At 45.0% G+C, this 21,869-nt stretch carries 23 protein-coding genes; 17 read left to right on the top strand and 6 right to left on the bottom strand.

Annotated elements, in window-relative coordinates:
• The first annotated feature begins 1 nt into the window (after position 1).
• The 3 genes from ABD014_RS00585 (at position 2) to ABD014_RS00575 (ending at position 1,957) form a co-directional block, all read left to right on the top strand.
• A complete protein-coding gene (locus tag ABD014_RS00585) occupies positions 2–322 on the top strand; it encodes a cytochrome C oxidase subunit IV family protein (RefSeq protein WP_068779595.1) in 321 nt (106 codons plus the stop codon).
• 217 nt (positions 323–539) lie between these two features.
• A complete protein-coding gene (gene ctaG, locus ABD014_RS00580) occupies positions 540–1,475 on the top strand; it encodes a cytochrome c oxidase assembly factor CtaG (protein ID WP_343856047.1) in 936 nt (311 codons plus the stop codon).
• Positions 1,476–1,492: 17 nt separating this feature from the next.
• Positions 1,493–1,957: a DUF420 domain-containing protein gene (locus ABD014_RS00575; RefSeq protein ID WP_343856042.1), complete on the top strand. Its 465-nt coding sequence runs from the start codon at positions 1,493–1,495 to the stop codon at positions 1,955–1,957.
• Between the two features lie 93 nt (positions 1,958–2,050).
• Here the strand turns inward: ABD014_RS00575 and ABD014_RS00570 are convergent, their stop codons facing one another.
• Positions 2,051–2,374 carry an antibiotic biosynthesis monooxygenase family protein gene (locus tag ABD014_RS00570; RefSeq protein WP_343856037.1) on the bottom strand — a complete coding sequence of 108 codons (324 nt, stop codon included), beginning with the start codon at positions 2,372–2,374 and terminating at the stop codon, positions 2,051–2,053.
• Between the two features lie 210 nt (positions 2,375–2,584).
• Here ABD014_RS00570 and ABD014_RS00565 point away from each other — a divergent pair, with 210 nt between their 5' ends.
• From ABD014_RS00565 to ABD014_RS00505, 13 genes are all read left to right on the top strand, one after another.
• Positions 2,585–3,319: a hypothetical protein gene (locus ABD014_RS00565; protein ID WP_343856033.1), complete on the top strand. Its 735-nt coding sequence runs from the start codon at positions 2,585–2,587 to the stop codon at positions 3,317–3,319.
• A gap of 43 nt (positions 3,320–3,362) precedes the next feature.
• Positions 3,363–3,773 carry a GntR family transcriptional regulator gene (locus ABD014_RS00560; protein ID WP_343856028.1) on the top strand — a complete coding sequence of 137 codons (411 nt, stop codon included), beginning with the start codon at positions 3,363–3,365 and terminating at the stop codon, positions 3,771–3,773.
• A complete protein-coding gene (locus ABD014_RS00555) occupies positions 3,770–4,675 on the top strand; it encodes an ATP-binding cassette domain-containing protein (RefSeq protein WP_343856022.1) in 906 nt (301 codons plus the stop codon). Before ABD014_RS00560 ends, ABD014_RS00555 begins: the two co-directional genes overlap by 4 nt.
• A 57-nt stretch (positions 4,676–4,732) precedes the next feature.
• Positions 4,733–5,638: an ABC transporter ATP-binding protein gene (locus tag ABD014_RS00550; RefSeq protein WP_343856017.1), complete on the top strand. Its 906-nt coding sequence runs from the start codon at positions 4,733–4,735 to the stop codon at positions 5,636–5,638.
• Positions 5,631–6,917: an ABC transporter permease gene (locus ABD014_RS00545; protein WP_343856012.1), complete on the top strand. Its 1,287-nt coding sequence runs from the start codon at positions 5,631–5,633 to the stop codon at positions 6,915–6,917. Before ABD014_RS00550 ends, ABD014_RS00545 begins: the two co-directional genes overlap by 8 nt.
• A gap of 61 nt (positions 6,918–6,978) precedes the next feature.
• Positions 6,979–8,196 carry a TraB/GumN family protein gene (locus ABD014_RS00540; RefSeq protein ID WP_343856008.1) on the top strand — a complete coding sequence of 406 codons (1,218 nt, stop codon included), beginning with the start codon at positions 6,979–6,981 and terminating at the stop codon, positions 8,194–8,196.
• A gap of 274 nt (positions 8,197–8,470) precedes the next feature.
• Positions 8,471–9,481: a DUF3829 domain-containing protein gene (locus ABD014_RS00535; protein ID WP_343856006.1), complete on the top strand. Its 1,011-nt coding sequence runs from the start codon at positions 8,471–8,473 to the stop codon at positions 9,479–9,481.
• Positions 9,482–9,485: 4 nt separating this feature from the next.
• The gene (locus tag ABD014_RS00530; protein WP_343855999.1) at positions 9,486–10,514 is read left to right on the top strand and encodes a DUF3829 domain-containing protein; all 1,029 of its coding nucleotides are present in this window, start codon (positions 9,486–9,488) and stop codon (positions 10,512–10,514) included.
• Between the two features lie 169 nt (positions 10,515–10,683).
• Positions 10,684–10,824: a hypothetical protein gene (locus tag ABD014_RS00525; RefSeq protein WP_379337113.1), complete on the top strand. Its 141-nt coding sequence runs from the start codon at positions 10,684–10,686 to the stop codon at positions 10,822–10,824.
• Between the two features lie 571 nt (positions 10,825–11,395).
• Positions 11,396–12,553, top strand: a complete 1,158-nt coding sequence (locus ABD014_RS00520; RefSeq protein WP_343855996.1) for a glycosyltransferase family protein — start codon at positions 11,396–11,398, stop codon at positions 12,551–12,553.
• Positions 12,554–12,802: 249 nt separating this feature from the next.
• Positions 12,803–13,936, top strand: a complete 1,134-nt coding sequence (locus tag ABD014_RS00515) for a DegT/DnrJ/EryC1/StrS family aminotransferase (protein ID WP_343855992.1) — start codon at positions 12,803–12,805, stop codon at positions 13,934–13,936.
• 51 nt (positions 13,937–13,987) lie between these two features.
• Positions 13,988–15,271 carry a glycosyltransferase family protein gene (locus ABD014_RS00510; protein ID WP_343855988.1) on the top strand — a complete coding sequence of 428 codons (1,284 nt, stop codon included), beginning with the start codon at positions 13,988–13,990 and terminating at the stop codon, positions 15,269–15,271.
• A gap of 68 nt (positions 15,272–15,339) precedes the next feature.
• A complete protein-coding gene (locus ABD014_RS00505) occupies positions 15,340–16,410 on the top strand; it encodes an aminoglycoside phosphotransferase family protein (RefSeq protein ID WP_343855984.1) in 1,071 nt (356 codons plus the stop codon).
• 82 nt (positions 16,411–16,492) lie between these two features.
• Here the strand turns inward: ABD014_RS00505 and ABD014_RS00500 are convergent, their stop codons facing one another.
• Genes ABD014_RS00500 through ABD014_RS00485 form a run of 4 tightly spaced genes read right to left on the bottom strand, consistent with a single transcriptional unit; the run spans position 16,493 to position 19,454 of the window.
• The gene (locus ABD014_RS00500; RefSeq protein WP_343855980.1) at positions 16,493–16,900 is read right to left on the bottom strand and encodes a VOC family protein; all 408 of its coding nucleotides are present in this window, start codon (positions 16,898–16,900) and stop codon (positions 16,493–16,495) included.
• Positions 16,901–17,485: a GNAT family N-acetyltransferase gene (locus ABD014_RS00495; protein WP_343855977.1), complete on the bottom strand. Its 585-nt coding sequence runs from the start codon at positions 17,483–17,485 to the stop codon at positions 16,901–16,903.
• On the bottom strand, positions 17,485–17,715 hold the full coding sequence (locus tag ABD014_RS00490; protein ID WP_343855974.1) for an acyl carrier protein: 231 nt from the start codon (positions 17,713–17,715) through the stop codon (positions 17,485–17,487). The genes ABD014_RS00495 and ABD014_RS00490 overlap by 1 nt, the downstream gene beginning before the upstream one ends.
• Positions 17,712–19,454, bottom strand: coding sequence for an HAD-IIIC family phosphatase (locus ABD014_RS00485; protein ID WP_343855972.1), 1,743 nt, complete (start codon positions 19,452–19,454; stop codon positions 17,712–17,714). Before ABD014_RS00485 ends, ABD014_RS00490 begins: the two co-directional genes overlap by 4 nt.
• Positions 19,455–19,577: 123 nt before the next feature.
• Between ABD014_RS00485 and ABD014_RS00480 the strand changes: the two genes are divergently transcribed.
• Positions 19,578–20,759, top strand: a complete 1,182-nt coding sequence (locus tag ABD014_RS00480) for a glycosyltransferase (RefSeq protein ID WP_343855970.1) — start codon at positions 19,578–19,580, stop codon at positions 20,757–20,759.
• Here the strand turns inward: ABD014_RS00480 and ABD014_RS00475 are convergent.
• The gene (locus tag ABD014_RS00475; RefSeq protein WP_343855967.1) at positions 20,754–21,860 is read right to left on the bottom strand and encodes a glycosyltransferase family 4 protein; all 1,107 of its coding nucleotides are present in this window, start codon (positions 21,858–21,860) and stop codon (positions 20,754–20,756) included. The two genes, ABD014_RS00480 and ABD014_RS00475, sit on opposite strands and share 6 nt — an antisense overlap.
• Positions 21,861–21,869 lie beyond the last annotated feature (9 nt).

Here is a 21,869-nt window from a genome sequence, read left to right as displayed (position 1 = left end):
CATGACGAATCACGATTCGAATGGCGGCACAACGATTAAGCATCGACATCGCCAGGAAGGACCGCAGAAGCATGTCATTGCGTTTATTTTCTCCATCGTTCTAACCTTGATCGCTTTCGCTTCCGTTGCAGCTGGTGGAGTCAATACGGCCTTTACCGTTCTGCTCTTGCTCGTGATGGCTGTGCTTCAGGTGCTCGTACAACTGGGCTACTGGATGCATCTGAAGGACAAAGGGCATATGATTCCAATTCTGTTTATGGCCGGTGGATTCTTCGTTGCTGGCTTGGCGATTATCGCCGCGTTATACTGGATGTGGTGGTAATAGATATGAGGAGGGCTTGATTCCAAGCCCTCTTTTTATGTATAAATATAGAGGGAGTATGATTTATGTCATACATAGTGAATGGAAACGGATATCGCCCATCTGGCAAGGGGAGAACCGTTTTTACTTGTATTAATGGAAATTTTGCAGATAGGCACAAGGGTGCAAATGTTCATCATATCGACAGAATCGAGGTCTCCAAGAAGGAGGGGTTCGTGTGCTCGGATTAGAATATTTTACATTTACACAGGTGTGGAGTCCAATTGTATTAGCGCTTGTCCTGCTGATTACGGCGGGATACTTCGTTTTGATTGGACCGCTCAGCGAGAAATATGGCCAAGGGGAGAAGGTATCTCTGAACAGGAGGCTGCTATTCTTGCTTGGACTGGCCTTGCTATACATGGCTCAGGGTGGCCCGGTTGAATTGCTCGGCCATATCATGTTCAGCTTCCATATGATTAGCATGGCACTTTCGTATTTGCTGGCTCCGCCGCTTCTAATGCTTGGTATCCCTGTCTGGGTATGGCGTGGAATCGTATCTTTGCTCAGAAAGAGCCCGCTGCGTACACTGAAATTCTTCACCCATCCGGTCGTTGCAGCGATTGTATTTAATGGGCTATTCTCTTTCTATCACATCCCCGTGATTCACGATTATGTGATGCTTCATTTTGGAGTGCACCGGCTGTACTATGTTGTGTTGTTCATTGCGTCAGTGATGATGTGGTGGACCTTAGTGGATCCATTGCCGGATATGGCTGCTGGGAAGGGAGTCAAGAAGATCGGCTTTATTTTTCTCAATATGGTACTTCTGACTCCGGCGTGCGGATTAATTATTTTTGCGACAGATCCTCTGTATGCGACTTACAGTGATCCGGTCGTCTGGTCCAAGGCGATGGGCTATTGCATTCCTGGCGATACGACGATGCTGCTAAGCCAGTTCGGCGGCCCACAATTCTTTGGCTATCTGGAACCCGTTGTCGATCAGCAGGTAGGCGGAATTCTGATGAAGTTCATTCAGGAGATTATCTTCGCCTCGATGCTTGCCTACGTGTTCTTTCATTGGTACAGGCAGGAGAACCGCAGTGAAGATGATGAAGAGATTGTGCCTGTGCCAGAAGAATACGCTCCCTCAAGCGAGCTGAAACAAATATAACAAGCAGGAGGATGATCATGGACATTTATACATTATTTCCGACGATCAGTACAGCGTTCATCGTAATTAGTGCAATACTGGTTGCAATCGGATGGGCGCTGATTATTAAAGGGAAGCGAGAGGCGCATAAGAAGACGATGATCGCGGCTGCGGTTGCGGCCTTGCTATTTTTCATTATTTATATGTCCAGGACGGTGTTTGTCGGCAATACTGCATGGGGAGGACCGGATAATCTGAAAGTATATTATCAAATCTTCTTGATCTTCCACATTGTTCTCGCAACTGTAGCGGCAGTATTTGGTATTACGACGTTAGTACTCGGATTCAAGGCAAAATACGCTAAGCACCGTAAATGGGGACGCACAACGTCGGTGATCTGGTTCTTTACGGCGATTACCGGTGTTGCTGTATACGTACTATTGTATCTGATGTATCCTGGCGGACACACGAAGCCGGTATGGGAAGTAATACTGGGCGCCTGATCTAGCAGTCAAATGGACTGCTGCCTATAGCTAAAATGCGGCGAAACCACGCATACAAAAAGCCAACCCAAATGATGGTTGGCTTTTTGAGTTCTATTGCCTATATTCGTAATCTCGTTCGACCATGCAAATTCTCGTCTTGTATTTGAGATACCATTCTGACTTCCCTTTACTTTGTGCAATAAGATGCCTCTCATTTTGTTTCCAATTTTGTATAGCTTCAAGAGTTTCCCAATACGACACTGTCATCCCCAGACCTTCTCTAGCGCTTTCTACTCCCAGAAATCCGGGCTGGACGGAGGCAAGCCGAGCCATCTCCTCGGCCATTTCGGCATAACCGTGGTCTCCCTCTGTTCGTTCAGAGGTAAAGATCACTGCATAATAAGGTGGCTGTGGCGTGTGGGCTATTTTGCTCATTTATATTCCCCTTCCAGTAACAATAATAACCCAATTTAGAACATTTGTTCGTAAAAGTCAAGAGGTAATAATCCAATTAACCTGGACATTGAGAAAAAAAGGAATTCCATGTTGACGCGCTAAATAAGAACAGTATATACTGTGTATAAAGATATAAACAGTAAGCACAGTGAATGAAGTGTTTATATACATAGGGAGAGACGAGGAAGGGTGATGAAGTTGGAAGGCTGGAAGGATGCTTGGGTCATTTTCAAAAAGGACGTATGTTCAGACCGATTTTATCTGATCTGGAATGTCATGATTATGGTGTATTTCGGTGGAATGTTCAGCACTATGCTGTATTCTGTCACTAAGGCTGATGAGGCTTTTCATCCGCTGGCGGATTGCTTGATGCTGGTGCTTATGCCTATGATCGGATTTTACTTCTCGCGCAGATCCTTCAGTTATTTGAAGGAGGATTCATACACTCAAATGCTGTGGTATTACCGCACTCTTCCGATTCCAGTGAAGACGATCATGAAGAGCCGGTACATACAGCTACTTGCAGCAACTCTTTTTAACGGCATCATTTTCTTTGGAACGATATTTGTTATTTTTTGGATAGGGGAATTAGAGACAAGTCTTAGTCCCGTTCAATATATTTCTTTTGCCCTGACTTGGATCGGATATGCTCTGCTAATGAACGGGCTGTATATCCATATGGAATTATTGAATAGAGGCAGAATTTACTTTTGGTTAAGTTGCGTGTTGATGTTGAGCAAGGTCGTGGTCTCAGTTGTTATTACCCTTTTTCATGGAAACTTGCTGAAATATACGATAGATATTTCCGCTCGCTATGCTCTGTTGTCACCTCTAATGTGGGGTTCTCTCCTAATCGGTGCCCTAGGGGCATATTGGATGGGTTTCCATACCATGCGGAAGCTGAATAAGCGGGATTTGATCTGATAGATGGGGAGCCGACAAATAGAGACCGGAGGTGAAAGGAAAGGTGTGGATTCCGATTCAAATTGATGAGCAAAGCGCAGAGCCTTTGTATTACCAAATTGAGACGCAGCTTAAATCATTGATTGTCAGCGGGCAGATTGAAGAAGGAACGTTACTGCCATCCATTCGCGAATTGGCTGCGAGTCTTAGCTGCAGTGTTATCACGATCAGACGGGTATATCAGGATTTAGAGAATGAAGGCCTGCTTAGGACGAAGCAAGGGACGGGAACCTTTGTAGCTAAGGTCGGGACGGGGGAACGGGATGCATACCGGAAGTCCGTGGTCCAGGAAGCCGTCGAGACTGCGGTGGATACAGGGATATCTGTGCAGTATGGAGAGGAAGAACTGAGACAATTGTTTCTAAAGATATTGAAGCAAAAATATCATAAAGATGGCGGGAGGGATAATGAGTGACAGAGAGTATGGCGATTGAATTTAGAGGGGCAGTTAAAGAGAGACGCAGACATTCGATTGGGCCGATCAATCTGAATATTCCACAGGGATATATTGTTGCGTTGGTTGGTTCCAACGGATCCGGTAAGAGCACGATGATGAATATGATGCTGCAGACAATCAGGCCGGACCAAGGGTCGATTCGCTGGTATGGGGAGACGTTCAGTAGCGGATTACCTTTGACATTAAGACAGAAGATTGGCTATGTTCCGGAAGTTTCGATCGCGGAGGAAAGTCATCTCACGGCAGATGCGTTGGCAGAGTTCCGTTCCCATTGGTATCCGAGCTGGGATGGGGCGCGGCTCGAGGAATTGATGCAACGATTCCGCGTACCGCGTAATGAGCGATTGAACAGGATGTCCAAGGGGGAGAGGCGTAAGTTCGAGATCGCCGCTGTGTTGGCAGCCCGGCCGAAGCTTCTACTGCTGGATGAGCCATCTTCGGGGCTCGATCCGTTCGCCTGGGGCGATATGATCGATGAACTGCAGGCATGCATGGAGAACGAGGATGTTACGATCGTGTTATCGACGCATATTGTGGATGAGGTCAAGAGGTTGGCAGACTATATCATTCTGGTCGATGAAGGGCGGATCCTCGGTATGGCGGAGAAGGATTCGCTGTACGGCAGCTGGAAGGAGCTATGGGTACAAGGGGACTTGGAGGCGCTCGGCAAGATGCCAGGAGTCGTCCGATGCGATCCTGACGGGCCGTCCTTAACTCGGATTACTGTTCGGGATAATGAACAGTGGAATAAGTATTTGGCGGATGTGGACATACATGTCGTGAAATCACGTGCACTTGAGCTTGAGGAGATATTGCGCTTGTGGATCGAAGGGCATAAACCAGAGGAGCTGTTAGTATAATGCCTGTTTTGTAGTTGATATACAAATTTGAATAAACGAAGTGGGGGATAACGAAAGATGGTAAAACCTTTAGTGCTTGAGAAGGTTGTGAAGCAATTCGGCGAGAAGACGGCGGTTAATGAAATCTCACTGCAAGTGGAGGCTGGAGAAATTTACGGTCTGCTCGGCGCCAACGGGGCGGGGAAGACAACGACGATGCGAATGGTACTCGGACTGATCTATCCTGATGAGGGCAGCATCTTGTATCACGGGAAGCCCTTCAACAAGGAATTACAGGGTGGAATGGGCTATTTGCCCGAGGAGCGCGGTCTATATCCTAAAGTCAAAGTCAGTGACCAGATAAAATATTTAGGTAAATTGCGCGGCATGTCGGAGGCGGAGGCTGAGAAGAGCCTGCGTTACTGGCTTGAACGGTTTGACGTTCCGGAATATTACGATAAGCGGATTGAAGAATTGTCCAAAGGGAATCAGCAGAAGATGGGCTTCATTGCCGCAGTTGTGCATAAACCGAAGATTGTCATTTTGGATGAAGCCTTTAGTGGATTGGACCCAGTTAATGTCGAACTGCTCAAAGCGACGGTTAAAGAATTGCGCGATGAAGGAACCAGCATTCTGTTCTCCACGCACCGGATGGAGCATGTGGAAGAATTGTGCCGCAATATTACAATCCTGGACCGCTCCAATACGGTACTTCAAGGCAACCTGCGGGAGATTAAGAAGCGTTATCCGCGCGAGGAGGTCCTTCTCTATACTACAGGTGAAGTGAACGGACTGGAATCGATCGATGGAGTCGAGAAGGTTGAGCGCAAGGAGCGGGGGTATTCGATCCGGATCTCTGACGTAGCCGCGGCAAGAACCATTCTGCGTAAGGCGATGGACGAGAGCGAAGTGGAACACTTCGAGATCAAAGAGCCAACATTGAATCAGATCTTTATTAGAGAGGTTGGTGAGGTTCATGAATAAGCTTAATACAGTCATTCGCTTCACTTTTATGAATAAGGTCAGAACTAAATCATTTCTGATCACGACACTGGTACTGGCCCTGTTGCTGACCATCGGTATTCATATTCCTTATTTCATTGATAAATTTACGGGCAAGGAGAGCGGCCCAGTCACAGTTGGACTCGTATATTCAGACTACCCTGAACTGGCGGGCTCTTTGGAGAAATACCATGATCGTCTTGCTGCGTCAGGCCTCAAGTTCACTAAGTATGAGCAGGCAGACACGGCTTTAGACAAGGATCTGGAGGAAGGTAAAATCACCGGTTATCTACAGTTCGTGAAGACGAATGAGGAGAGCTTCCCGGAAGTGAATTATGTCTCCAAAAAAGACAGCATCAGCAGCGGAGTGCAGACTGAATTGCAAGCTGCCTTACAAAGCGTTAAGACGGAGTTCATTACCAAGGGTTCGCTGTCCGATGCTCAGGTGGCCGAATTGAATGCTCCCGTATCGATCAATGTACACAAACTGGAAGATACACAGGGGTCCACGAATGGGGATTCAGGCAAGGATCATAAGGATTTCTCACCAGCCAATTTCGCTGTGATGTATGCGCTCATTATTCTCTTCTTCATGACGATCATGATGACGGGGAATATGATTTCGGCCGAGGTAACTGCCGAGAAGAGCTCACGAATTATGGAGATTCTAATTACGAGCACGTCCCCGCTGGCGCAAATGTTCGGTAAAATTATCGGTATGTTCTTAATCGGGTTGTTGCAGATCTTCGTCTTTACTGCAGTTATAGCTGCGAATCTGTCGCTTCCGCATAATCGCGCATCTTTGAAAGGGTATGAGCTTGATTTCTCGCAGTTGAACCCATCCGTACTTATTCTTGGACTTGTATATTTCATCCTGGGATATTTCCTGTATGCGACATTGTTTGCTGCGGTCGGTTCTTTAGTAAGCCGCACAGAGGAGCTTGGTCAAGCGGTAATGCCGATTACGATGTTGTCGCTAGCCGCGTTCTATATTGGCAGCTTCAGCATGAGTGCACCGAATTCGCTCTTGATGAAGGTATGTAATTATATTCCATTCTTCTCTCCAATTAGCATGATTGTTCGCATCGGTATGGGTACGCCGAAGACCTGGGAGATCATTGTTTCCATTGTGGTATTGCTGATTGCGATCTATGTCTTCGGATGGCTGTCCGCGAAGATCTACCGTACGGGCGTGCTGCTCTACGGCAAGCGTCCTACGATCAAGGAGCTTCGCAAGGCGATGAAGGCTTACAAGATCTAGGGAGTAACTATAGAACGAAAACAGCGTAATATTAGTCAATAGATATAGGGAGAGTTGAACTGTGAAAAATTGGAAGCGTATGTTCTTATCAATCATTATCTCGGCGGGGCTTATTATCGCAACAGCTCCTGCTACCATGGCTGCTCCTCAGCAGCCAGCAGTCAAAGTGAATGATCAAAATGTCAACTATACCGGAGGCACACCGGTCATCGATCAGGGGACAACATATGTTCCACTGAGAATGACGCTTCAAGCCATGGATGCGAAGCTTACGGATGTGGCAGATGACACGATTCACGCGGTAGTAAATGGCCAAACGATTACACTAAAAAGTAAGCTCAAACGAATCAATGGCGAGACATATGTCCCTATTCGGGTAATTGGCGACGCAGCGGGCTATGAGGTTCGCTGGGAGGCCAAGACGCGTACGATTCTGTTGGCTTCCAAAGCAGGCGCATCCACTCAAACTGGTGGCCGCGGATTCATGTGGGAAGTAGAGAACAATGGCAATACAGTATATTTGGTAGGCTCCATGCATATTGCCAATGACAGCTTCTACCCGCTTCGTCCAGAAGTTGAAAAAGCTTTTGCAGAGGCCGACTATCTGGGTGTAGAGATTGACCTAAGCAAAGCAGCCGACGAGGCGCAGCAAAAAGTGATTATGGATATGAGTATGTATCAGGATGGAACAACGCTGAAGGATCATGTGTCCAGCGCGACTTATGCTAAAGTTGGAAAAATTCTGGAACAAAGCGGCATGAAGCCAGATGCTTTGGACGCATTTAAACCTTGGGTTGTAGGAACAACGATCAACAGTTTGAAATCGGTAAAGGCCGGGTACGAGGCGACTTCGGGGATTGACCTGTATTTTATTCAGAAAGCGATTGAACGTAAAATTTCGGTGCTGGAGCTGGAATCCTATGAATCTCAGCTTGGTATGCTAGATGGTTTCTCCAAGGGGTTGCAGGAGAAAAATCTCAACGATGTCCTGGACAATTTTGATGTGTTGGATGACACTGTTGAGAAGATGGCTGAGATGTGGAAAACAGGAAGCGAGGAGCAACTGCTGGAGTTCACAAATAGCATTGCCTCTGACGGGGAATATAACAAAGCGATGCTGATCGACAGAAACATTAAAATGGCTGATAAAATTGACGGATACTTAAAAAACAGCAATAAAGAAGAGTATTTCATCGTGGTTGGCGCAGCCCATTACCTGGGTGAGCATGGAATTATCAAACTGTTGGAGGATAAAGGATACACGGTTGTTCAGAAATGATAACTGTTTTTACAAACTAACGGCAATATGATAGAAACACCGCGCGCAGTTCGTAGCGCGCGGTGTTGTTTTGTTATGCTCTGAATACGAATGATAGGAGTGAAATCATGTTGAACCTTTTAGAAATTGAAATTCATTGGTGATAACGGGGTATTTATCTATCATAAGAAAGAATTTTAATAGACGAAAATTATACCAATTCGCTGTTTCGACCGATATAACTATAGTACGGAGACATGAACTCCGCTATTACGACAAAAAGGGAGAGAAAGTAATGAAGAAAGTTGTAAATTGGTTTCTATGTATTATGCTGCTCGTGATAGCGACGACAGCCTGCAGCCTGCCTACATCGGGGGATCGTAAAGGGGCTTCTGCTAGAGACGAAGCGGAGGATACGAACAAGTATAATGCATATATCGAACTGAGCAACCAGATCAACGGAGGTTTTTATGATAGTATTTTCAGCATTTATGTGAATGAGTTCGGACTGGAGCAGGAAATTTACATGGATGACAAGTTCGACGGGTTCAGCACTACACCGTTCATTCCAAGCATCATCGAGGGAGCCGGCAAAACATTGAATTTTGCCTCGGCTGAGCCCTCTTATGGTGTAACGGATGAGAAAGTGAAAGAGTTAATGCCAATCATCATAGATATGATGAATGCGAATAATGATATTCAAAGCTACTACACAGCGAAAACCTATGTCGATGACAAATTTGAACAAGGCCGTGAATTACATAAGCGTTTTATTTCATTGTTTGAGAAGTACATAGAGGTAGGACAGCAATTCAATGAAGAATTTGCGGAGATCACGTATGAGCGCAAGTATGCGGAAGCGGAGAAGCTGAAGGATGCAGATATGCTGATACGTTACCATGCGCTGAGGATCGTATTAGGGGCACAGGAGATTCAGGAGGCGTTCTACAATAAAGGGGTCGGAGATGATAACATTCTGGACTTCGACGTTAAGGAATATGAGGGGCTGTATCAATCGCTGACTGAGGATATTGAGCACTATTTTGAATATTCTCAGGATGCCGATCGGCGTAAGAAAGAAGAATGGGCGACTATCCCAGTATTCAAGATGAGTATAGAAGGAGTAAAAGTTACGGCAACCGACATTCTCAGAATTTTGCGTGAACAGAATCCGGAGATTAACAGCGACACAGAAGGCAAAGTGACGACAGGCGGACGTAATGCAATTCTGTCGTCGTTTGACCGCAAGGTCTCCTTCCTCGTGGATGGATACAATAACAGTATTAGAATAACGGTTGTGGATTAATTCGATGAGAAGCATGAGAGTAAGATGGAACATTATTGTATCTCTAAGTCTCCTGGCTCTACTGCTCTCATCCTGCCGGTTGCCGCTGGAGAAATCGAAGATAACCCTGTCGGGAGGATCAGAGCAGGCAGTCTCCGCGCAGGAAAATTCCGGTGCGGAAGCGACGGTGCGGAAATATGCTGGCTATATCGCTCTGGATATCTATATCCATGGTCAAGTAGCTGATGTTCTGGAGCGGTATGGAGAACGATTTGGGCATAAGGAAACGTTAGATCTACAGAAAGAGGCTCATCTGGACCGGGGCGTAAATCTGGAGCTTACCGAGGCTAATAAACTGGCAGAGTACATGGAATTGACCGATAAACAGCCTGCCCTACCCGAGGTCGATGACGCCGTAACTAAGCTTGCTCCGACGCTGGAGGGTCTAGTCAAGACGCTAGGCGAAATCGATACCTATTACAGGTTCAGATTTTATGTCGATGACGATTTGGCGAAGGGGAAAACGCTGCATGAGCAGTTGCAGGTTCTGCTGGAGGAATGGGAGCCGCTTGTGGAAGGCTTCACAGTTGGTTTGCATCAGTCGTTAATGAAGCAGCGAGAGTTGGATCTTGCCGATTTCAAGGCAAATAATCAGATGATCCGGTACCATGCGCTTAAATCGATTATGGCAGCGGAAGCAATTGAAGATGAACTGACCAGGCAGAGCGTGACAACAGAGACATTGGATCGCCTTGATATCGCAGCCTACCGAGGTTTGTATGATCGGCTTACTGAAGAGGTAGCTGGGTATATCGCAGCTGCTGAAGATCCGGAGCAGGTAAAGCAGGAAGAGCTGGACAGCAATAATTTGTATGGATACATGCTAAAACAAAAGATCATGCTGGTGAAGGCCTCCGCCACTGATTTGCTGCAGCGGGCCGAGCAATCGCGGACGTTCAGTGATTACAACAAAGACGGCACACCGAAGGACTATAAGAAGAAGCTGCAAGAGGCAGTTCTGGAATATTACGTGTTTGTTATTGGATCCGAATAAGGGTAAGCGTAATCCCCTGTTATTCAATGCCGATGATTCATTGGTTTTCGGAGCACTATACGACCTCCGGGCGATAAAAAGTCCCTGTTTGTTATGAAGTGCACCCCTTAGATAGACATTGGAAAAACCCCTTGGTTTAACCAATGAATTTCTAGGGGTGTATTTATTTATGGCTGTTAAAGGTCAAAAGTTTAAGACTTATTCTGAGGAACTCAAGATGGAAGCAATTCGCTTGCAATTAGAGGGAAAATGGACGTATCGGCAAATCAACGATCATTTGGGAATTCAAGATCAGGGTCAAGGTGTATAGCCAACGGGAATAAAATGGACGAATACACCCGGTACATTGAATATGTTCAGGAATAGTATATTTTAACGGTTGGACGGCAAGATGGATGAGGCGGCGAAACAGATACGCCGTCTTGATCCCGAAAAATAATTATCGCAAAATTTGATACCACGGAATTGATTATCGAAGTTTATTATTAACGGATTCTTCGATTAACCTCTATTTATAATAGATAGAACATTTTTGAAATATAGTAAACGATTCCATATATTCGCTATGAGGAATCGAAAGGAGGTGATCATCATTCGCACTCGAAAAAAAAAGACACCTTCTACCAGACGCCGAATCATAGCGAAGAAACGCATTGCAGGCAGAACTGTCAACAGGAGTAAGAGCAATATAAATGCAGTCAAACAGCGGAAGACAGGGAGAAAAATCAACAGATACTTATACAATAAGGGCTATAATGAGGGGTTTGACCAGGCGTATGACGAAGGCTTCAACAAAGGATACGCACAAGGAACGGAACAGGGAAATCAGAAAGATTGAACCTTGATAAGCTAGTATCTGGCGCTAAAAGAAGGAGGCATTTATGGAAAGGCAAGGTATTCTGTCAAAAAATATAATTGCCAATAGACAAAACGAAAATATTTCATATGAAAATGGATACGATCGAGGCCATAATGCCGGATACGAGGGGGGAGATCAGGAAGGGATTGCCCGTGGTCATCCAAACACTTTACTGCCGATCGCTCTAGTCATTACGGCCAGTAAGGATTTGCCGTCGTTAAAAATGATGATTTATCACCCGTTTAATCATTTGAAAAAACTCGGTCGATACAATTTTCGCGTAAGAACGGAGGACACCGTAAGCCGGGAAGATATTGAATTTGCCAATATTGTTATATTTGTTCGCAATGTTGAACCCCATGCTTATCGATGTTTTGAAATGGCACATGAGATGAGGAAACGGACCATCTATTGTATTGATGACAATTTTCTGGAAATCCGTGCAGGAACTCAAATTAACGATTACTACGCGGACCCCGCACGCCGGGAAACCTTCATCAACTTTTTGAAAAATGCCCACATCGTTCATGTCAATTCCGAGTTTTTCGCAGACTATATTCGCTTGCATTTTAATCCACGTGTGGCCTATTTTCCGGCAACGGTTGATTATGAATGGCTGGATCAAGAAGTAAAACCTTCACGAAGAGACGGGCGAATTGTGATTGGTTATGAAGGATCACACAAGGAGGATGATTTCAAACCGGTTATTCCAGCAATCAAACGAATTTTCAAGGAATACCGCTGGGCTGTCAAAATTGAGTTTTTCGGTTTTATTCCTGCGTCTTTACGCGGATACCCAGGCGTTACCCATTTCCCTTATGAACAGGATTATCGTCGGTTCATTCATCGATTGTATACATTAAATTGGGATATTGGTCTGGCTCCGCTTGCAGATACTTTGTTCAATCAGTGCAAAACCAATAATAAATTTCGTGAGTACGGGGCTTGCATGATTCCCGGAATTTACAGTCAAATGCCTACTTATTCAAGTTGGGTAAATCATGGTGAGACCGGATATCTCGTACCGCATACCGAGGAAGGATGGTACGAAGGCATGAAACAAATGATCGAGAATCCGGCATTACGCCAAAAAATAAAGGAACAGGCGAGTTCTTTCGCAAGGAGCCATTTCTCCATTGAAACTTGTGTCGATAACTGGGAAAGTCAGATTTTATCATAAAGTGTGTGTTTAAAAAGTCAGACTTTCAGCACCCAGTAGGCTGGATGAAGCTAAGGGCTGTAGAGCAGAGCGTACGTTTTGGGTACGTGATTACCTGAGATGTTTCTGGAGGAAACAGGACTTCGTAAGCATCTGCTTAGATCCGGCTGAATTCAAGATTCAATGTCGACTAAGCTGCCCAATGCTACTCACTGATAAAGGTGGGCTTTTTAAACAACCTCTTAAATGAAAATAAAGGGGAGATAGTGGTTGAATTCCAAGCATATTCCTGTATTGCAGCCGTGCATCGGGCAAGAAGAAATCGATGCCGTAGTCGATGTATTGAAGTCCGGCTGGCTAGGATTGGGTCCGAAGACCGAACAATTTGAAAAGGAGTTTGCTGCTTATGTAGGAAGCCGCTTCATGGTCGCGCTGAATTCCGGGACAGCAGCTTTGCACCTAGCGTTAGAAGTGCTCGGCATCGGACCGGGAGATGAAGTGATTGTACCGCCGATGACTTTTATTTCTACCGTTCATGCCGTCAGCTATGTAGGAGCGACGCCTGTCTTTGCCGATGTCGAGAAAGATACGGTGAATATTTCTGTAGCCGACATTGAAAGGAAAATTACAGAAAAGACGAAAGCGATCATTGTTGTCCATCTGGCAGGACACCCATGTGATATGGATGCCATCCGAGAATTGGCGCTTACCAAAGGGATTCAAGTTGTGGAAGATGCGGCGCATGCATGTGGCGCCTTCTATAAGGGACGCGCTATCGGTTCGATCAGCGATATTACTTGCTTTAGTTTTCATGCCGTCAAAAATTTGACCTGTGGAGAAGGCGGCGGAATCGCCTGCAATGAGGAGTGGCTGGCGAGCAAGGTACGGGAAAAAAGATGGGTCGGTATTTCTAAAGATACTTGGACAAGATCGTCACGCGAAAGGGCTTATGCCTGGAAATATTTTGTCGATAAAGTCGGATACAAGTATCATATGAATGACATCCAGGCCGCACTCGGTGTTGTGCAACTTCACAAACTGGAACAACTTAACGGTCGGCGTAGGGAAATTGCAAGCCGTTATCAACAAGCACTCGCTAACATTTCATGGCTTGAACTTCCGTACGAGAAGCCGTATGCACATAGCTCCTGGCATTTATTTCAAATCAAACTGGCGAACGAAGAACTCAGGGACAGATTAATTGGCCATTTGCAGGATCATAATATTGCACCGGGCGTTCATTACTATCCGTGTCATCTGCAACCGGCTTACATTCATCTGAAAGCAAGCGTTCCTGTTTCCTCCAACATATGGAAGAGACTTTTGACGCTGCCCATTCATCCGAACATGACAGATGAAGATGTGGAACGGGTTATCGATTGCGTTCGTTGTTTTCAGTCCTAATATTGGCGTGAAAACTGCTGAGAGGGGAGAGGGGAACTTTTCGGGAGCTGAATGCCGGAGGCTTTTTCAGTTGCTGCCAAGGTCCTTCTTTTCCGGGTTTTTCGCATAAACAATAGAATCGGAAAAGGGGTTCTTATGAAACAAAAATCACGCTATCCTATTTCTTATCATTTAGGTTATCGTGCAGGTCAGGCCCGAGGATTTACCGAAGGGAGAGAGGCGGGGTATCAGAGGGCTCTTAGAGACGTGCGAGCAACCGGGCGAGAAGTGCAATCATCTGAACATAGCAATATCGATAAAAGCACCATACTGTCAGAAACCAAGAAAACGGTCCGAGTACTGATCATTAGCGCGATACGATTGCCGTCTTATCAAATTGGGATTCGTCAACCGTTAAGCCTGCTTGAATCTCAGGGGCATTGCACCTTTGAAGTAAAGAGCAAACATGAAGTCACAGAACAGCATGTTGCCGATGCGGATATCGTGATTGTTCAACGAAGCGTCGAACCCAGAGTTTACAAATACTTCGAGCTAGCCCGCATTCTGGGGAAGCGTACCGTTTATGTCATAGACGATTACTATGAAGCACTGCCTCAGACCAACTCGATAGGAAAATATTACGCCCATCCGGACAGGCAAAAAGCATTTGCTGATTTTTTGAAAAATGCGGACATTGTGAAAGTTGACGCGCCTTATTTCGGAAAATTACTGGTTGAAAAATACAACTCCAATGTTATCTATTTTCCAGCAAGTGTGGACTTTGCCTGGATTGAACAAGTAGAGAAAAAACCGAAAAATGACAGCGTCATTGTCATCGGATATGAAGGGGCAAATAAGGAACAAGATTTTGTTGCCGTTGTGCCGGCTTTGCTAAAGATCTTGAATGAGTACGGCAAATTTATAAAATTGGAGTTCTACGGTTTTGTGCCGGAATCTCTGAGTCAGCATCCCTCCGTTTCTTACAATAATCCGGAAGCGGATTACAGGACGTTCATTCGTAAACTATATCAATCCAATTGGGACATCGGCCTCGCGCCTTTGGATGATACTCCTTTCAATCATTGCAAGACGAATAATAAGTTCAGGGAATACGCGGCTTGCGGGATTCCTGGCATTTATTCTTCTTCACCAGCCTATACAGATTGGGTCGTTCACAGGGAGAACGGAATCATTGTACCCCATACGGAAGAGGGATGGTATGAGGGGATGAAACAGTTGATCGAAGATCGTCTACTTCGGGCAAGAATCAAAGAGCGGGCGGCAGAGGTGGCAAGAAAACATTTTACGATTAATGCCTGTGCAGAACAGTGGAAGGAGCAAATTTTGCATATTTAAGAGGTTGTTCAAAAAGTCTTTGAAAACTGACCTTTTTGAACACGCACTTTAAGAAAGGAGTAACGATATTGGGCGATGAAATCAATGAAGAAGTGATTTATAAAGAATGGGAAGAATACGGATTTGACAAAAGTTTCAGGGAGTTTTTCGGCGGAGACGGAACATTAGATAAACATAAAACGAAATGTTTAAAAAACACGTTGGGGTATCCTCATTTCAAAAGCGGCGTCTGGGAATTGCAAGTGACTGTCGGGAAGCAGTCATTCCCGGTTATTCTCAAAATCATGAAAAAGGGAAGAGCAGGGAATGAAATTGAAATCAACATATATAGTAAACTCAGAGAGACAATGCAGGACGTTATGCCGCAAATTTATAGCGTTCGCTCGGATGACGACTACGTTTGGGTGCTTACGGAACATGCCCAGCCGATCAGTGAGCAAACAGAGTTTCATCCCGAATATTTTATGAAGATTGTCCCTGCATTAGCAGAGATGCATTCCCGGACGTTCAATAAATGGCATGCAGATTTATATGAAGAATGGTTGCCTTTTTACCATTCGGATACGATGGTAAAGAAACGAGAGCATATGATGGGAGAAACGTTGCGCTATCTGGATGAAGGAATGAAACAAGCTGACTTAAGCGCAGTATTGGAACCACACTATCATCTGCTACAAAAAATATATAAAAAGGGCCCGATATTTTTTCCTGAAGTGATCGAAGCGGGACAGTGCATCACTCATAACGACCTTCAAATGAGAAATGTCGGATGTAACAATTTGAACGAAAGTCAATGGTACGTCAAATTTTTGGATTGGGAATCTGCCCAATATATTCCGTGTTGGTTTGATATGGTCAGTTTAATCGGTGTTTTCTTCGGGTATCGTCAGGATTTCAAGCAAGACGAGGACCGTATACTCAGGAAGTGTGTCCAGTTATACGCTAATGAAATGCAGAAACATGGGGTGAAATTTAAGAAAGATCCGATGGAACTATATAAAATGGCTTATTTGCAGCGAGTATTGGAATACGATTTATATTTTCATATCAAAAAGGGATTGGACAGAAAAGTAATCACATTATTGCCGGTTTTTTTAGAAAAAATTGAAGAGTGGGGAAAGGAAATGAGATTGCATTAAGTTTATCATTTTCAGCAAGGCTGAACACATGGCTTGTCCCCAAAACTACAGCAATAAATAGGAGAAGCAAAGTTTCTCCTATTTATTGCTGTATAAGTTCGACGATCAGCGACGTACGAAGTATGAGAAAGGCAATGGTGCGTCCATCGAATGCAATGGCCGGAGCCGGTGTAGTGATCATGCGGGCTCCCTGAGCTTCCAGATTGGAGAGCGATTTTTGGATATCGGCAACTTCAAAACATTGATGGTACATTTTGATCCCTCTTGCCAGAATATTGCGTACAGGAGAACGTTCTCCAGCCGGTTCTATCAATTCTATGCGCATAGGACCGTGAACCATGAAGATGCCGTTAATATTTTGGAGCGGATCATGGAATACCGCTCCTTCTACCGTATATCCAAGAGCTTCGTGCATTTTGAATTCGGGGAGCAATGAACGGCAGGCTAAACCGATGTGATGAAAAGTGAATTCATTAGATTCGATCGACATTCAGATCACTTCCCCTATGAAGAACCGTTCAGCGATTTTGGCAGCAGGTTCCAGCCTTTTTCTGACAAGCGGCCACCTGTCGGCCGTGACTGTATGGATAACCGTGTCCATGGAGATGCCCTTAATGGTAATACCTCCCGGTTCTATTCCCGACCTAAGGGCGCCACTATTATCATGAAAAGAAACAACGTGTCTGTTATCGATGACAGTTCTGCAGAATACGCTGGCTAAATCGAGAATATCAAAAGCTACATGGTACATCAGCCATACGCTGGCCGGAGCGGCAGGATACAACGGATTGATGACAATCCTGCCCCATTCCGCCGTATTTCCGTTCCGATTATAAATCGCTACGGTTCCTATAGGATTACTGGAATGGGCAGGCTCGATGCAAAAGTAATAATCGTCTTCCCGTTCGAAGTATCTTTCCAGCCATGCTATGTGAGCCGAGAATTGTTCATCGAACTCGCCGATATATGCGGCTAATTTCGGATCGCGTCGCAACTTATAAATGAAATCAGCATCATCCAATCTAACCGGCCTCAATTTAATTCCGAAATGTTGGACAGTTATGGAATGGCTCATCAGCTTCCTCCCAATATAGTTACAATATCCTCAAGACTATGAATGTTTACCGCTTGTTCAGCGGTAAATCTGACCTGGAACTCCTCTTCCAGCGCCAGGATTAATTCCAAGTGCTTAAGCGAGTCCCATTGTTCCGTATTGCCCCGAATGATATTGACATTGCACGAGCCGTGGATCTGCAAAACTTCAGCCATTACTGCACATACACGGCTGCGTAATTCGTCCTTCATGTGATCTCCTCCACTTTCACAGGATGTCTTGCACATGACACGCTGGCAAGAGCCAACAAGTCCGTGACGCTCTGATCTGCAACAGGGTCAATTACGAACTGTTGCAGCCATTCGCGTGCCGGAGTATTTCGCGGTCCCTCCTGTACTACTATGCTTAATTGTTTGATGCCAAGCTCCGTTAGTCGCTTCAGCAAGCAGACAAAGGCGATCGTTTCGATATCTCTGCCCAATGCCCGGCAGCTGAATAGAACTTCGATAAGTGTTGCTTTTTCCTGATCCATACGGCATACGAATGCGCCAATAATACCGCTATCCGATAATTTATCGGATAATTGAACGGTCATTGTCAAATAGTCATTGCCATTCATTGCACGTTTAACTTCCGCATAACTCATCCGCCGTAGCGCAAGATTAAACTGGTTTGTTCTATGGCTCAATTCAAATACCCGGTTTATGTGGGCGGGTTCGTTGACATGTATGCGTACGACCATTTTCAAGTTTTTTAGGTAAGAAATATAATCAAGTGCCTGGTTTTTAAGCTTTGTTCGGGTATGGTTGGCTTGTATATCGACTGTTCTCAAAGCTGCGCTGTCATCTTGAATCAGTTGATAACAACCAGGGTAATTGGAAATTTTAATCAAAGTTTGTTCTCCCGCCGGATCGGCCCGAAGCAATCGGACAGCGGGTACATGATGGGCCATTTTCAGCAATTCTGCCGGGTTGTCGTCAACGAACAGCATTGCGGACGGATCGATATTAAGCTTATGCGATAAAGCGATCAAATTGTCCGGTTTCGGATTCCAGTCGGCGCATACGGCAGCGAAGTCGTCCCAGTTTAATGGGAAATCCGTTCTTTTTTGAAAAAGCTCCCGTACATCTTTCTCCTCATTTCGGCTGCATATCGTTAACATCAAACCTGACTGCTTCAACCGCAATAACAAGTTCTGCAACCTGATATGAGCATCGCTTAAAGCGACACCATCTATACCGTCCTCTCCCAAAACTCCGGCATATAACGTATCGTCCAAATCTAATGCGATCGCTTTGATTCTGGATAACAGTACGGCAGGTAACAGACGCACTCCCAAATGACGAGCGATCGAAATCGTTGCTTGATCGGAGAAAGGATGATTGCTTACCTTCTCATTTCTATCGTCGAAGAAAGCTCCGCTGTGTTCTAGAGAAATGTAGGAAAGATCAATGATCCAGCAATCTGGAACTTCTTCGGAAAGACGGTTCAGCGTTTCATTGAACAGGCGAACCCAAATGCGTTTTCCGGTTTTGGCACTGAATAGCATATCTTCTGGCTCATATTGCTCAGGCCAATTGTTGACAAATATCGGTTTGTCCGTCTTGCTCCTTAATGTGACGATTCTTTCTTTTAACCAATCGCAGGTTGCTTTAACTGCCATGGATTTGCGATACAATCTCCAGTCCAGCCAAAGAATAAACACATCGGCGCCGGCATCACCGCCAATAGATGAGAGAGACGTATCATACGGTGACAGCTCAAAGGATTCTTCCGCATCCCATAAACGAATAAAAGGGGATATTACGTTACTTATAAATTCAAACGGCATGGTTCGTTCTACACGAATCTTTACTTTAACCTGTCCCGGAATTCGCGGTATGCGGTTCATTTGTCTTCGTGTAGGCAAGGGACCGAGCAGCGTATCCATTACATCCAAATACGACAAATGACGGTTGATAATAATCCCCCCCTGCATAGTAATATTCAATAACGTTTTTTTAAAAATTTTATATATTATATATACGGCTCATTTTCATAATCAGTGCGTGACAGCTAGCCCAACATCCGGTGGCCGTCGAAGAAGTCATTAATTCATAAGGGAGGAATGGACTTGGTAGATTATCAAGTTGTATGGAGAGGTCCGGTATACGATGCTACTGGATATGGAGCGGCAAGCAGGGAATACGTTTTTGCACTGGATAGGCAAGGTATTGACGTGAAAATTGAAACCTATAAATGGGGCCCTCCATTCACAGAAATGGACGGACATATGAAAGAAAAATTAGACCATCTCTTTGAAAAACCTGATGCAACAGATAAACGAAAAATTCTAATTTATCACTCCCCGCCGTGGAAAATAAATCCTAGAAGAGAAAGAAAACGGTTCGATCATCTGATTCTGAATACCGTCTGGGAGGCAGCGAAAATACCCAATTCATGGTTATCAACGATCGATCAGTTTGATGCGACTTGCGTCCCAAGCCATCATAATCTGGAGATCATGAACAATAGCGGTGTTCACACCCCGGTTTTTCTCGTTCCGCATGGGACGGATACGAATAAGTTTCAACCCGAAAACAGGAAGCTGGCCATAAAAGAAGCGGAAGGGAAATTTACTTTTGTCTCGGTATTCGATTTTAATCACCGAAAAAATCCTGAAACTTTATTAAGGGCTTATTGGGAAGAGTTTACGTCAGAAGATCGTGTAGCATTGGTGATCAAAACAGCTAAAAAATATTGGGACGGAAATAAAAGACAATCGGTAGAGCACAAAATATCTGAATATAAGAAAAAGCTCGGTTTCGGTGATGAAACAGCCCCTCTGATTGTTCTCGCAGGTGTACTTGAAGACAATGATCTTACAGGTGTTTATACGCTCGGTAATGCATTCGTTCTTCCTACGAGAGGAGAAGGCGTGGGGATGCCATTCATGGAAGCATTAGCGAGCGGCATTCCCGTGATCGCTACCAGATGGGGCGGACAAATGGATTTTTTGAATGAAAAAAATTCGTTCCTGATCGATTATAAGCTGAAATATCCAGGGATAAGCATGAACAGTGAACAGGCGATAGCGTTGATATACCGCGAATGGTTTGAAGAAGAAGGACAGCTATGGGCGGAACCAGATATTCGAGATTTGAAGAAGACCATGAGATACGCATACGAAAACCCGAATCTTTGCCAGGAAAAAGGAAGAATAGGCAGGGAAAATATGCTGCCGCTTTCCTGGGATGAAGCCGGAATGGCATTAATACAAACTATTGAAAAGGTAATGGGCACTGGGAAATCATGAACCAGGCAGAACGCTCCGAAAAACATGCAACGTTTCCTGCGCACACTTTTCCCAGGAGAATGCTCTCGCCCGCTCGGTACCTTTTTTGATTAATTCTATTCTCGTCTTCGGGTCTAATCCTTTAAGCATTTTCAGTGCGATTTCTTCGGGATTCTGAGGGTTAAACAACAGAGCCGCGTCTTCTGCGACCTCGGGAATGCTTCCAGCGTAGGAGCAAACAATCGGGGTTGAGGTGTTCATCGCTTCTACTAAAGGGATCCCGAACCCTTCATGAAGGGAAGGAAATACTAAAAAAGTACAATTGAGATAAAGATAAGGCATTTCCTTCTCTGGTATATATCCTACGATTTTTACTTGCTCTTCCAGAGCATGATCTTTAATGAAATGGATAACAGCCTGGTAAGCAGGATTGCTCTCTTCCCAGTAACCCGATAAGACAAGCGGGATTCGTTCGTGGTACCTGTCCCTGAGAATGAGGAGCGCCTTCATTAGAGTAAGGTGATTTTTGTGCTGACTAAAGCTTGCGGGATAGAGCGCATAATGATCGGGCAATTGGTATTTGGCTTTGATTTCCGCTCTCATTTTCTCGTCCAGAGAGGCATGAAACGGCTCTGGCGCATCCAGATAAATGGCATGTACCTTCTCCTGTGGAATGTGTAGGCGTTCGATAATGGCTGTCCTGGAAAATTGGGAAACGGTAATTACTGCATTGAAGGATGCCTGAAATTTTTGATAATACCGGTTATTCTCCTCCAATCCTCCGGGAACGAATTCAGGATAGAAAGTATGGAGCACATCGTGAATGGTTACGACGGTCGGAACCGGAATGTCCGGAACATACGAACTGTGCAGGGGGCAGAACCATAAATCTAACCGGCGCTGCTGTATAGCTTCATAAATGAGGGAACTATTTCGGTAGTCGCGTAATACAACTTTCTCTATTCTGGGATGATCAGGGAAAATATTTCGGTCCCGCTTAAGAAAGAGGAATAACGTTAACCCGTCCTGGTCTGCCAGCTCCCGGATTAAATTTTTCAAGTACTGCTCCGCTCCGCCGAATCTCTCTCTCGAAAAATGCAACAAGTTTATACCAATTTTCATTTGTTTGCT

Source organism: Paenibacillus motobuensis (assembly GCF_039521865.1).
In the GTDB taxonomy this organism is placed as follows: domain Bacteria; phylum Bacillota; class Bacilli; order Paenibacillales; family Paenibacillaceae; genus Fontibacillus; species Fontibacillus motobuensis.
The sequence above is the reverse complement of the archived record's forward strand: the minus strand, read 5'-3'. Positions and strand labels throughout refer to the sequence as shown.